At 73.9% G+C, this 12,853-nt stretch carries 9 protein-coding genes and 5 pseudogenes; 11 read left to right on the forward strand and 3 right to left on the reverse strand.

Translation table 11 applies throughout. The features are described 5' to 3' along the window. Positions 1-193: 193 nt before the first annotated feature. From ACWJ6R_RS01300 to tsaD, 10 genes and pseudogenes are all read left to right on the forward strand, one after another. Positions 194-388: pseudogene (locus ACWJ6R_RS01300) on the forward strand (NAD(P)H-hydrate epimerase); the annotation flags it as partial. 305 nt (positions 389-693) lie between these two features. Next, positions 694-1,383 (forward strand): NAD(P)H-hydrate dehydratase, encoded by a 690-nt coding sequence (locus ACWJ6R_RS01305; RefSeq protein ID WP_449060434.1) that lies wholly within the window; start codon positions 694-696, stop codon positions 1,381-1,383. Between the two features lie 8 nt (positions 1,384-1,391). Next, positions 1,392-2,506: pseudogene (gene alr / locus ACWJ6R_RS01310) on the forward strand (alanine racemase). A gap of 12 nt (positions 2,507-2,518) precedes the next feature. Then, positions 2,519-3,592 (forward strand): alpha/beta fold hydrolase, encoded by a 1,074-nt coding sequence (locus tag ACWJ6R_RS01315; RefSeq protein ID WP_449060435.1) that lies wholly within the window; start codon positions 2,519-2,521, stop codon positions 3,590-3,592. Positions 3,593-3,730: 138 nt separating this feature from the next. Continuing rightward, entirely contained in the window at positions 3,731-4,207 is a 477-nt protein-coding gene (gene tsaE / locus ACWJ6R_RS01320) for a tRNA (adenosine(37)-N6)-threonylcarbamoyltransferase complex ATPase subunit type 1 TsaE (protein ID WP_449060436.1), read from the forward strand. 163 nt (positions 4,208-4,370) lie between these two features. Further along, positions 4,371-4,970, forward strand: a complete 600-nt coding sequence (locus ACWJ6R_RS01325) for a hypothetical protein (protein ID WP_449060437.1) — start codon at positions 4,371-4,373, stop codon at positions 4,968-4,970. Positions 4,971-4,976: 6 nt separating this feature from the next. Further along, complete coding sequence (locus ACWJ6R_RS01330; RefSeq protein WP_449060438.1) at positions 4,977-5,543, forward strand: class F sortase; 567 nt, start codon at positions 4,977-4,979, stop codon at positions 5,541-5,543. 75 nt (positions 5,544-5,618) lie between these two features. Continuing rightward, positions 5,619-6,301, forward strand: a pseudogene (gene tsaB / locus ACWJ6R_RS01335) (tRNA (adenosine(37)-N6)-threonylcarbamoyltransferase complex dimerization subunit type 1 TsaB). After that, positions 6,298-6,849, forward strand: coding sequence for a ribosomal protein S18-alanine N-acetyltransferase (rimI, locus tag ACWJ6R_RS01340; RefSeq protein WP_449060439.1), 552 nt, complete (start codon positions 6,298-6,300; stop codon positions 6,847-6,849). Before tsaB ends, rimI begins: the two are co-directional and overlap by 4 nt. After that, a complete protein-coding gene (tsaD, locus tag ACWJ6R_RS01345; protein WP_449060440.1) occupies positions 6,842-7,873 on the forward strand; it encodes a tRNA (adenosine(37)-N6)-threonylcarbamoyltransferase complex transferase subunit TsaD in 1,032 nt (343 codons plus the stop codon). Before rimI ends, tsaD begins: the two co-directional genes overlap by 8 nt. Before the next feature lie 125 nt (positions 7,874-7,998). Here tsaD and ACWJ6R_RS01350 read toward each other — a convergent pair. Further along, positions 7,999-9,073 (reverse strand): annotated as a pseudogene (locus ACWJ6R_RS01350) (alkene reductase). A 104-nt stretch (positions 9,074-9,177) separates the two neighbouring features. On the opposite strand from ACWJ6R_RS01350, the gene ACWJ6R_RS01355 reads away from it, so the two are divergent. Beyond that, positions 9,178-9,684 carry a MarR family winged helix-turn-helix transcriptional regulator gene (locus tag ACWJ6R_RS01355; RefSeq protein WP_449060441.1) on the forward strand — a complete coding sequence of 169 codons (507 nt, stop codon included), beginning with the start codon at positions 9,178-9,180 and terminating at the stop codon, positions 9,682-9,684. A 74-nt stretch (positions 9,685-9,758) separates the two neighbouring features. Here the strand turns inward: ACWJ6R_RS01355 and ACWJ6R_RS01360 are convergent, their stop codons facing one another. After that, on the reverse strand, positions 9,759-11,393 hold the full coding sequence (locus ACWJ6R_RS01360) for a hypothetical protein (protein WP_449060442.1): 1,635 nt from the start codon (positions 11,391-11,393) through the stop codon (positions 9,759-9,761). Between the two features lie 191 nt (positions 11,394-11,584). Continuing rightward, a pseudogene (locus ACWJ6R_RS01365) lies at positions 11,585-12,752 on the reverse strand (class I SAM-dependent methyltransferase). Positions 12,753-12,853 lie beyond the last annotated feature (101 nt).

Below are 12,853 nucleotides of genomic sequence, written 5' to 3' on the forward strand. Positions count from 1 at the left end.
CGATTCGGTGATTGCGCCGGGCCGGCGGCCGGGTGCTGGACCTGCGGAGCGGCCCCGTACCGGGCGCCGGGACCGTCTCCGGGAGACGGCCGCCTCCCCGGGTGCCGGGACCGCCTCGACGGGCGTGGGGACCGCCTCGCCGGGGGGCGGGTTCGAGCGGGTCGGGGCGCTGGTCCGGGCGGCGGACCTGGTGGTGGACGGGCTGGTCGGCATCGGCGGGACGGGCGCGCTGCGGGAGCCGTACGCGACGCTGGCGCGGATCACCGCCGACACCGCAGCCGGAACTGCGGCCAGCACTGTGGCCGGAACCGCGGCCGGTGCAGCCGGTGCCGCCCGCCGCGTCGTCGCGGTGGACGTGCCGAGCGGGGTGGACGCGGGCGACGGGCGGGTCGAGGGGGAGGCGGTCCGGGCGGACGTCACGGTCACCTTCGGGGCGCTCAAGGCCGGACTGCTGGTTGATCCGGGCGCGGGGTACGCCGGCCGGGTGGAGCAGGCCGACATCGGGCTGGGGCCGTACCTGCCGGACGCCGGCGTGGCCGCGCTGACCGGTGCGGACGTCGCGCGGCTGCTGCCGAGGCCGGACGCCCGCTCCGACAAGTACCGCCGGGGGGTCGTCGGGATCGCGGCCGGGAGCCGCCGCTACACCGGCGCGGCGGTGCTGTGCGTGGGCGGCGCGGTCCGCGGCGGGCCGGCATGGTGCGGTACGCGGGGACGGCCGAACCGGTGGCCGGGGTGCGGGCCCGCTGGCCGGAGGCGGTGGTCACCGAGCTGGCGCCGGGCGAGGGGGTCGACGGGGTCGGCCGGGTGCAGGCGTGGGTGCTCGGCCCCGGTCTCGGCACGGACTCCGGCGCGTTCGCGGTGGCCCGTTCGGTGCTGTCGAGCGATCTCCCGGTGCTGGTGGACGCCGACGGCCTGACGCTGCTCGTCGAGGACCGGGCGCTGCTCCGGCGCGAGGCCCCGACATTGCTCACCCCGCACGCGGGCGAGCTGTCCCGGCTGCTGGGCGTGGACCGGGCGCGGATCGAGGAGCGGCGGCTGGAGCACGTACGGCGGGCCGCCGCGGAGCTGGGCGCGACCGTGCTGCTGAAGGGCTCGACCACGCTGGTCGCGCAGGAGGGCCGGCCGGTCCGGGTCAACCCGACCGGCAGCCCCTGGCTGGCCACCGGCGGCACCGGCGACGTGCTGGCCGGGCTCGCGGGCGCGCTGCTGGCCGCCGGGCTGGACTGCTACGACGCGGCCTCGTGCGCGGCGTACCTGCACGGCCTCGCCGGGCAGGACGGGCCGCTGGCCGCCGGGGACGTCGCCGAGGCGCTTCCGGGCGTGGTCAGGCGGGTGGGGAACGGGCTCCGGCACGATGGCGGAGCTGCCAAACTGGGAGGATGAGCTTCCCGATGACCCCTGCCGAGGCGCGGGTGGACCTCTCGGCGATCCGGGCGAACACCGCGCTGCTGCGGGACAGGGCGTCCGGTGCTCAGGTCATGGCCACGGTCAAGGCGGACGGTTACGGGCACGGCATGGCGGCCTGCGCGCGGGCGGCATTGGAGGGCGGCGCCGACCGGCTCGGCACCGCCTCGGTCCGGGAGGCGCTGGCACTGCGGGCCGAGGGCGTGACCGCCCCGGTCCTGTCGTGGCTCATCCCGCCGGGGGAGCCGCTGGCCGAGGCCGTCGCCCGGGACGTGGAGCTGGCCGCGGGCGCGCCGTGGCTGGTGGACGAGATCGCGGAGGCGGCGGGCCGGGCGGGCGCCGGCCCGGGCTGCACCTGAAGATCGACACCGGCAACGGGCGCGGCGGTGCGACCGCCGCGGACTGGCCCGCGCTGCTGGAGCGGGCGCTGGCCCGGAAGGCGGAGGGGACGGTGGAGGTCGCCGGGCTCTGGTCGCACCTGGCCTGCGCCGACGTCCCGGGTCACCCGTCCGTCGCGGCCCAGTTCGACGCCTTCGACGAGGCGCTGGCCGTGGCGGAGAAGGCGGGGGCCGGAGGCTCGCACGTGATCCGGCACATCGCCAACTCCGCGGCGGCGCTGGCGGTCCCGCGCGCCCGCTACGACATGGTCCGGCCGGGCATCGCGCTCTACGGCCTGAGCCCCATCCCGGAGCTGGGGGATTTCGGGCTTCGCCCGGCGATGACGCTGACGGCGCGGTTGGCACTGGTCAAGAGGGTGCCGCCGGGTTCCGGCGTGTCCTATGGGCACCTTTATGTCACGGATTGTGAAACCACGCTTGGTCTTGTCCCCCTCGGGTATGCGGACGGCATCCCTCGGCACGCCACCAACCGGGCGGAGGTGCTCGCGGGGGGCCGCCGGCGGCGGATCGCCGGTCGGGTCTGCATGGACCAGTTCGTGATCGACGTGGGAGACGACCCGGTGACGGAGGGAGACGAGGTGATCCTGTTCGGCGACGGTTCACGGGGTGAACCGACCGCGCAGGAATGGGCGGATTCCCTCGGCACGATCACGTATGAGATCGTGACCGGGATCGGTTCACGCGTACCGCGCGTTTACCGGTAAAGGGGGTGCGCGATGGCTACCACGACACGACGCAGGGTCGGGATCGCGAGTGCGGTCTTCGGTGCGGCGTCCGCCGGAGTGGCGGCGGCCGCCTTCGCCAAGCGGTACGCCGTGGGCAGGATCAGGCTCCGTCCCGACCTCGAGGCGAGCGAGCCGCTGGGCGAGCTGCGCGGCAGGCCCGTCACGATCACGACCTCCGACGGCGTCTCCCTGCACGCCGAGGTCGACGGGCCCGAGGACGCCCCGCTGACCGTGGTGCTCTGCCACGGTTACACGCTCAACCTGGACTCCTGGCACTACCAGCGCCGCGACCTGCGCGACTCCTACCGCCTGGTGCTGTGGGACCAGCGCTCCCACGGGCGATCGCAGCGCACCCGGGTCGACGACTCCACGATCGACCGGCTGGGCGAGGACCTGTACGAGGTCGTCCAGGAGCTGGCCCCGGGACCGTGCGTGCTCGTCGGCCACTCCATGGGCGGCATGACGATCATGGCGCTCGCGGACCGGCACCCCGAGCTGTTCGGCGACCGGATCAAGGGCGTGTCGCTCATCTCCACCTCCGCCGGCAAGCTGGCCGAGGTCTCGCTGGGCCTGCCCGCGCTGCTCTCCAAGGCGGTGCACATGATCACCCCGAGCACGGTGGCGCTGCTCGGCCGGCGGGGCTCGCTGGTGGACAAGGGCCGCCAGGCCGGCAGCGACGTGGCCTTCCTGGTCCTGCGTCACCTGGGCTTCGGTGATTCGGAGAACGTCAGCCCCACCGTGGTCGACTTCGTCGAGTCGATGATCCGCTCGACCCCCTTCGAGGTGATCGCGGACTTCTATCCGGCGCTGATGTCGCATGACAAGCTGAGCGCGCTGGGCGTCCTGGACGGCGTGCCGACCTCCATCGTGGTCGGCGACGGCGACTGGCTGACGCCGGTGGAGCACAGCAAGGCGATGGCCGCGGCCCTGCCGCGCGCGTGGTACACCGAGGTGCCGGGCAGCTCGCACCTGGTGCAGCTGGAACGGCCGGGCGCGGTCAACGACGCGCTGCGCGACCTGCTCAAGCGGGTGGCGGCGGACGCCGAGGACGCCGCGGAGCAGTAGTCCTCCGGTCCGGTCCCGAGGGACGGGCCCGCCGGGCAGCGGCCGGATGCGGCACGGGCAGGGTCGCGATATGGGCAGCGGCTCGGCACGGGCAGGGTCGCGATATGGGCAGCGGCTCGGCACGGGCGGAGGCGCGATATGAGCAGAGGGGAGCGAGCGGTGAGGATCGTGGCGACCGCCGAGGAGATGCGGGAGCTGGGCGTGGAACTGGCCGGACTGCTCCGGCCGGGGGACCTGGCGGTGCTCTCCGGACCGCTGGGCGCGGGCAAGACGACCCTGGTCCAGGGCATCGGCGAAGGGCTCAAGGTACGCGGCCCGATCACCTCGCCGACCTTCGTGATCGCCCGGGTGCATCCCTCGCTGGTGGACGGCCCCGCCCTCGTGCATGTGGACGCCTACCGGCTCGGCGGCGACCTGGAGGTCGACGACCTGGACTTGGACGCCTCCCTGGAGGACTCCGTCACGCTCGTCGAGTGGGGCGAGGGCCTGGTCGAGGGGCTCACCGAGGACCGGCTGGAGATCCGGATCGACCGGGGCGAGACGGACGACGAGCGCACGGTACGGCTCCGCGGGATCGGCGCCCGCTGGGAGACGGTTCCCTCCCACTTGGTATAGATCATCATGACTGATGATCGACTCTGACGGGCTTGCCCATGTTTAATGGGGAACAGGCGGGAAGTCGTGTCAGCCGAGGGTCGTCGGCCGGACTGCGGAGTGGAGTGCGACGGTGCCAAGGGTCAAGCGTGTCGCTGTTCTCGGGGCCATCGCCCTGATCGGGATGACCGGATGCACGGCGGAGCCGGCGACGGAGAACGCCGCGGCGACCTCCTCGCCCGCCGCCTCCGCGACGGGGGCCGGCCGGGTCGACATCGAGATCCAGCTCCAGCCCGCCCGGGCGAAGGCGGGCGACAAGGTCTGGGTGCTGGCCAACTGCCCGATCCCGCAGGGCGGCCCCGAGCACCGCGGCACCGCCTCCTCGGAGATCTTCCGCACCCCCGTCACGCTCGACCCCATCCTGGTGACGCCCACTCCCGCCCCCTCGGGCACCGCCACGCCCACGCCCCGCCCGTGGGTCCGCGGGCAGGCCACGATCGCCGACGGCGTCGAGCCCGGCGTCTACGACGTCAACGCCAGGTGCGAGGGGACCAACGACACCGGTACGGCCGACCTGCGGATCGTGGCGGACAGCACGCCCAGCGCCGAGCCGACCACGACCCGCAAGCCCGTCAGCACCAAGGCCCCGCACACCGGCGGCGGCGGCACCGCGGCCGGCGGACCGGACGACTCGGGCACGCCGATGGGGACCACCGGCCTGCTGCTGGCGGCGGCCCTGGCGGGCGGCATCGGCTTCGCGGTCGTGCGGCGCCGCCGCTCGTAGGTTTCGATGGCCGATTCCCCCCGCTGGTCACGGATCATCGTGGCCGGAGTCCTCACCGGCGCCGTCATGGTCGCGTTCGGCAAGACCGGCACCGAGGGCGACGAGCCCGTCCGGGCCAAGGTGGTGCCCAGCCGCCTGGAGATCCCGTCGCTCGGCGTCAAGGCGCCGCTGATGAAGCTCGGCGTCACCGACGGCGAGGTCGAACTGCCGCCCTACGAGAAGCCGGACGTCGCCGGCTGGGTCACCGGCACGGCGGTCCCCGGCGACGAGGGGCCCGCGGTCATCCTCGGGCACGTCGACACCAAGGACGCGCCCGCGGTCTTCTACAAGCTCAAGAGCATGCGCGAGGGCCAGGTCATCAAGGTCGCGCGGAGCGACGGCAGGACCGCCCAGTACCGCGTCGACTCCATCGAGCAGGTCTCCAAGGACGACTTCCCCGCGGACAAGGTCTACGTGCAGGACGGCCTGCGCCTGATCACCTGCGGCGGGAAGTTCGACTGGGACCGGAACCAGTACGACGACAACGTGATCGTCTACGCCACCCTGGTGAAGCCCGCCGACCCCGGGACCTGACCCTCGGAACGCCGGCGCGGCCGCGTCCGGGCTTCGGTGCGGGCCGTGCCGTACGACGGGCTAGGCTTGACGACCGTGCTGGTCCTGGCCTTTGACACCGCGACCCCCGCCGTCACCGCAGCGCTGCACGACGGCACGAGGGTCCTCTCCGAGTCGACCACCGTGGACGCGCGCCGCCACGGCGAGCTGCTCGTGCCCGCGATCGAACGCGTCATGGCGGAGGCCGGAGCCTCGCTCGCCGACGTCACGACGATCGTGGCGGGCTCCGGTCCCGGTCCCTACACCGGTCTGCGGGTCGGCCTGGTGACCGCCCAGGCCCTGGCCACCGCCCTGGGCGTGCCCGCGTACGGCGTGTGCACGCTCGACGCCCTCGCCTACGGCAGCGGCCTGTCCGAGCCGTTCCTGGTCGCCACCGACGCCCGGCGCAGGGAGGTCTTCTGGGGCCGCTACGCCGACGCGCGGACCCGGCTGTCCGGGCCCGCGGTGGACAAGCCCCAGGACCTGCCCGGCGACCTGCCCGTCGTCGGCGCCGGCGCGCGGATGTACGCCGAGGTCGTCGGGGCCTCCCGGCTGGCCGACGCGCCCGAGTGACCCGGCGGCGGGGCGCTGGCCGCGCTGGCGGCCGCGCAGCTGGGCAGCCGGACCTGGAGGAGGTCGTGGCGGCCGGCACGCACCCGGTGCTGGGCCTGCCCCGCCCGATCTACCTGCGCCGTCCCGACGCCCAGGTGCCCTCCGCGCCGAAGAAGGTCACCAGGTGAGCGAGGGGCCCGGCACGGACGCGGCCCGCGGCGGGGAGGCCGGGAGCGGCGAGGGCGGCGGGGCCGCCGGGGACACCGGGAGCACCGGGAGCACCGGGAGCACGGTGCTGCGGCGGATGACCGCCGACGACCTGCCCGCGGTGATGGAGCTGGAACGGGAGACCTTCCCCGCCGACGCGTGGAGCGAGGCCATGCTCCGCGGCGAGCTGGCCGACCAGCCCCGCACCCGGCACTACGTGGTGGCCCTGGTGGGCGGCCGGATCGTCGGCTACGCGGGCCTGGCGGCCGCGGGGGACCAGGCGGACGTGCAGACCATCGCCGTCTCCGCGGGCCACCGCAGGGCCGGGATCGGCGGCACGATGCTGGCCGAGCTGCTGGCGGAGGCCGTACGGCGGGGCGCCCGCTCGGTCTTCCTGGAGGTCCGCGCCGACAACCCGGACGCCCAGGCGGTCTACGACCGGTTCGGCTTCGAGCGCATCGGCCTGCGCCGGCGCTACTACTCCGACGGCACCGACGCGATCATGATGAAGAGGGATCTCAATGCGTGACGAACCTCTGGTCCTGGGGATCGAGACCTCCTGCGACGAGACCGGCGTCGGCATCGTGCGGGGCCACACCCTGCTGGCCAACACGATCGCGTCCAGCGTCGAGGAGCACGCCCGCTTCGGCGGAGTCGTCCCCGAGGTGGCCTCCCGCGCGCATCTGGAGGCGATGGCGCCGACCGTCGAACGGGCCCTGGAGCAGTCCGGTCTGCGCCTGTCCGACATCGACGCGGTCGCGGTGACCGCCGGTCCCGGCCTGGCCGGGGCGCTGCTCGTGGGCGTGGCGGCGGCGAAGGCCTACGCGCTGGGCATGGGCGTGCCGCTCTACGGGGTGAACCACCTGGCCGCCCACGTGGCCGTGGACCAGCTCGAACACGGCGCCCTGCCCAAACCGTGCATCGCGATGCTCGTCTCGGGCGGGCACTCCTCGCTGCTGCTGGTACCGGACGTGGCGCGGGAGGTCATCCCGCTCGGCTCCACGGTGGACGACGCGGCGGGCGAGGCGTTCGACAAGGTGGCCCGGGTCCTCGGACTGCCCTTCCCGGGCGGGCCGCACATCGACCGGGTGGCCCGCGAGGGGTCCGGCACGGCTGTGGCGTTCCCCCGGGGCAAGTACGACGACGGGACCCTGGACTTCTCGTTCTCCGGCCTGAAGACGGCCGTGGCCCGGTGGGTCGAGGCCAGGGAGAAGGCCGGTGAGCCGGTCCACGTCCCCGACGTGGCGGCCTCGTTCCAGGAGGCCGTGGTCGACGTGCTGACCCGCAAGGCCCTGGCGGCCTGCCGGGAGCACGGGGTCACCGACCTGCTGATCGGCGGCGGCGTGGCGGCCAACTCGCGGCTGCGGGCGCTGGCCGCCGAGCGCTGCGAGGCGGCGGGGGTCCGGGTGCGTGTTCCCCGTCCCGGCCTGTGCACCGACAACGGCGCCATGGTGGCGGCCCTCGGCTCGGATCTGGTCGCCGCCGGGGTGTCCCCGTCCCCGCTGGACATCCCGGCCGACTCCTCACTGCCGATCACCACCGTCCACGTCTGACCCGTCCGCGTCTGACCCGCCCGCGGCCGCGCCGTCCGCGTCGCCCGGATCCCGTTCCGGCTCCGGGCTGCCCCGGATCGCTCCCGTCCGCGGACCGGATCCCGCCCCCGGACCGGATCCCGTCCTCAGCCGAGGGCCGGCTCGCCGGCCGGGTGGAGGGAGAGCGACGGGTAGTCGGTGTACCCGCGGTGGTCGCCGCCGAAGGCCGTGCTGAAGTCGGGCTCGTTGAGCGGCGCGCCCAGGCGGAGGCGGAGCGGCAGATCGGGATTGGACAGGAAGTACTTGCCCAGCGCCACCAGGTCCGCGCCCCGGCTCAGCCACCGGTCCGTGGCCTCGGCCGGGTGGGCGGCCGACGGGTCGTTGACGATGAGCGCGTTCGGCCACAGGCCGCGGATCCGCCGGTCGATCTCCTCGGAGCCGCCCGCCAGGTGGTGCACGTAGAGGAGGTCGAGCTCGGCCAGGGCGGACAGCAGCGCCGGGTAGACCACGTGGGCGTCGTCCTCCACGAGGTCCTGAGCCCCGGTGGCGGGGGAGATGCGGATGCCGACGCGGTCCGCGCCGATCGCCTCCGCGACCGCCCGGCGTCTCCACGGCGAACCGGATCCTGCCCTCGGCGGATCCGCCGAAGCGGTCGTCGCGCAGGTTGGCGTTCTGCGACAGGAACTGGTGGATGAGGTAGCCGTTGGCGCCGTGCAGCTCGACCCCGTCGAAACCGGCGTCCACCGCCCGCCGGGCGGCGTCCGCGAAGTCCTGCACGGTCGCCTCGACCTCGGCGGTGGTCAGCTCCACCGGGACGGGGAGGTCCTGCATGCCGTTCGGGGTGAACATCTGCTCCGCGGCCCGTACGGCCGAGGGCGCGACGGGGAGCGCGCCGGTGTTGTCGGGGTGGCCGATCCGGCCGGCGTGCATGAGCTGGGCGAAGATCCGGCCGCCCGCCGCGTGGACGGCGTCGGTCACCTCGCGCCAGCCCGCGACCTGCTCGTCGGTGTGCAGCCCCGGCGTGTTCATGTAGCCCTGGCCCGCCGGGCTCGGCTGGATCCCCTCCGTGACGATCAGGCCGGCCGAAGCGCGCTGGGCGTAGTAGAGGGCGGTGAGGGAGGAGGGGATCCCGTCCACGTAGGCCCGGGACCGGGTCATGGGAGCCATGACCAGACGGCTGGGGAGCTGGAGACGACCGAGTTCGAAGGTGCTGAACGGCATGGCTCTTCCTTTCTTGGGCGACCAACTTGGCCAACCAATGGTCAGTTCTACAACTTGGTCGGCCAATATGCAAGCGGTAGGCTGTGCCCGAAAGGGAGGCGGACATGGCGGAGCCGATGACGGCGGAGGAGACGGCCTACCCGACCGCGTGCGGCGCGGAGGACCCCGACGGGCTGAGCTGCCTGATGGCCCAGGCGGCACGGGGCTACCGGGTGCTGCTCGCCGCGCTGCTGGCGGAGATCGACCTCTATCCGGGACAGGACCGCGCGCTGAGCGCCCTGTGGGAGAACGGGCCGCAGTCGCAGAACGCGTTGGCCAGGATCCTGGGCATCGACGTGTCCACGATGACCAAGATGCTGCAGCGCCTGGAGCGGAGTGGCTTCGTCAGCCGGAGCCCGTCGCCCGCCAACCGCCGCATCAGCATCGTGAGCACGACGCCGGCGGGCGACGCCCTCCGTCCCGAGGTGCAGCGGGTCGAGACGGAGCTCCACCGCCGGATGACCCGCGGGCTGACCCCCGAGCAGGTCGAGACGCTGCTCTCGCTGCTGGGCGTGGTGCGGGAGAACGTCTGCCCCGAGGCGATGTCCGGTGAGGGCGCCTGCGCCCTCTGACGACGGGTGCCCTGGTACCGGAAGGGCCCCGGTCCTCCGGTGGGAGGATCGGGGCCCGGGGCCGTGCTCGGACGTCAGTCCTTCGTGCGGGTGGGCCGCAGGAGAGCCTCGGCCAGGGCGAGCATGGTCTCCTCCAGCGCGCCGAGGCGGCGGGTGAGGTCGGTGCGGACCGGGTCCACGATCTCGCCGAGGGCCTCGGCGAGCTGCTCGCGGTCGGGCTGGGCGCGGAGCATGTCGGCCAGCGGGGCGAGAGCGGCCTCGGCCTGGGCCAGCCGCTCGTCCAGGGTGTCGAAGCGCTGCTCCTGCCCGTCGGCCTGGGCGGAGATGAGCTCGCCGACACGCTTGTGGACCTCGCCGAGGTTGAGGGTGGCGGGGAGCTGGCTGACCCGCTGGTTGACGGCCTCGACGTGGTCGTCGACGGCCTCCAGCTGCTCACCGGCCTTCTCCGCGCGGCTGTCCAGCGCGCACAGGCGGGCGTCGACGACGTCGATCCGGCTCGTGACGCGGCCCTCGATCTCGTCGAGGCGCTCGTCCAGCGTGTCCAGACGGCCGTCGTGGCGGGTGCCGACCTCGCCGATCCGGGTGTCCACCGAGGCGATGCGGGTGCCGACCTCGCCGATGCGGGTGTCCACCGAGGCGATGCGGGAGTCCACGCCGCTCAGGCGGGTCTCCACGCCGCTCATCCGGCCGTCGATGTCGGCCAGGCAGCCGTCCGCGGTCTCCAGGCGGGCGTCCACCGAGGCCAGGTGGCCGTCCACCGAGGCCAGGTGGCCGTCCGCCGAGGCCAGGCGGCCGTCCAGGGAGACCAGGCGGCCGTCCACCGCCGCCAGGTGGTCGCCGATCCCGGCCAGGCGGTCGTCGGCGGTCTCCAGGCGGCCGTCCACCGAGACCAGGCGGGTGTCGACCCGGTCGATGCGGCTCTCGACGCCGTCCACCCGGTCGTCCACCCGGACCACCGCCTGCTCGACCTGCCCGCTCACCTGCCCGATCGCGTCGAGGAGGCGGCCGACGGCGGTGTCCACGGACTCCCGTACCCCCGCCGCGAGCTCGGCCAGGCCGCTCTCCACGCGCTTCTCCACGCGCTCGGTGCGCTGGGAGAGCTCGGTGAGCGACTTGTCCAGGCGGGTGAACCGGCCGGCCGCAGCCTCCATGTTCTCCTGGAACTGGCCGAGGCGCCTGGCGAACTCGTCCATCCGGCCGTCGACGCCCTTGGTGCCGTCGAGGATCGACTGGAGCCGGATGAGCGCCTCGTCCATGTTCTCGCCGACCGTGCCGAGGTCGGCCCAGAGGCTCGGCAGCTCCTCGACGGGGGTGACCCGGTCCCCGACGGTGTCGATGCGCTGGCTCACGGAATCGATCCGCTGCCCCACCGAGCCGACGCGCTCGCCGACGGCGTCGACGTGGTCGCGGACCGCCTCGACGTGCTGGGCGAGGCCCTCCGCCCAGGTCGGAGGCCGTACGGCGATGTCGTCCAGGCGGCCGTGGACGGACTCCAGCGTGCCGTTCAGCCCGCCGAGCTCGCGTTCCCTGACCTCGCGCAGCAGCCACTCCATGCCTTCGAGCCGCTGGCGGATCTCGTCCAGCACCGCGCCCTGCGTGCGCTGCTCGTAGACGTGGTCCTGGGCGGCGCGGGCGAGGAGCTCCCGCATCCGGTCGGAGATGGCGGTCTGGCCGCCGGCCTGCAGCAGGGTCTGATTGGAGTGATCCACCGAAAAGCTCCTTCACTCGCCGACGGCCAGCCGCGCGGTGGGATTGGTCCGGCTGTTGTTAAACGCGGTCGAACCGCTGACGGGAACGACTCCCGGGGCGCAACGATAGCGTCTGGATCAAGGTTTTTCGAATCCGGCTTTAAAAGATCGCGATTGTCGACGGATTTCCCGGATTTACGGTTCCGGGCAGATCAGCACGGGTCACAAACAAGGACAAAAGGTCTGTCGATGACTCGGGTGAGAATAACTGTTGTGAATTTCTTTCCGGAAAGGCGGAGGTCTTTCCGGAGCCGCTCGACGTCGACCGCGGATCCGCGTTTCTTGATCGTCACGTTCCCGACGCCGCGGTCCCGGAGCACCGCCCGCAGCCGCTTGAGCGAGAACGGCAGCACCTCGTGCACCTCGTAACGGGACGCCCACGGGGTCTCCGCGAGGGCGTCGGAGGTGATGTAGGCGATGTGCGGGTCGATCAGCCGCCCGCCCACCAGCGCGGCGACCTCCGCGACGAGGTGGGACCGGATCGCCGCGCCGTCCGGCTCGTAGACGTAGCGGCCGATGGGGCCGACCTCCGCCGGGCCGAGGCCGGCATCGGGCGTCATCGTCAGGCCGGACGGCAGCATCGTGGCCCGCCGCTCCACCTCGCCGGCCAGCGCGCCCGCCCAGATCACGGCCTCCTTGACCTCGCCCCGGTGGGAGACCCACTCCGCCTCGGCCCCGGCGGGGATGAACTCGTACGGGATGCCGGGGGCGACCTTCAGGCAGGCCGCCCGCGCCGCGGCGACCATCGCCAGCACCTCGGGCCAGGCCGGGGAGTAGGCCAGGGGGTCGAAGGTCCTGCCGCGCGCCGTACGGCGGGCGGGGTCGGCGAACAGCACGTCGAAGGCGGCCGGGTCGACCGTGCCGGCGCCGGCCGCGCGGACCGTGACGCGCTCGCTGAACCCCAGGGCTTCGGCGTTGGCGCGGGCGACGGCGGGCGGTGAGCGGGTCGGCGTCCACCGCCTCCACCGTGCAGCCCGCCCTGGCCAGGGCGAGCAGGTCGCCGCCGATGCCGCAGCAGACGTCGGCGACCCGGGAGCCCGCGGGGATCCGCCGGGCGCGGTGGTCGGCGACCTCGCGGCGGGTGGCCTGCTCCAGGCCGTGGGGGGTGAAGTACATCAGGTCGGCGTCGGCGCCGAACTTCTCCCGCGCCCGCCGCCTGAGCACGGTCTGGCCGAGCGCCGCCGAGGTGAGATCGGCGTCGTAGGTCTTCCTGAGCCGGGTCACGGCCGCCACGGGGTCGTCCCCGGCGAGTTCGGCCGCGGCCCCCAGGGCCTCCTGGCCGCGCGGCGTCAGCAGCTCACGGAATGCGTCAAGGTCCACGCCGCCCGACGCTACCGCCTGGGGAGACCGCCGGGCCTCCGCTCAGTCGGGCAGCTCGGCGAGGTCGATGTCGACCGGGCGTCGCCGACCCGAGTTCGAGG

Source organism: Planomonospora algeriensis (assembly GCF_977012225.1).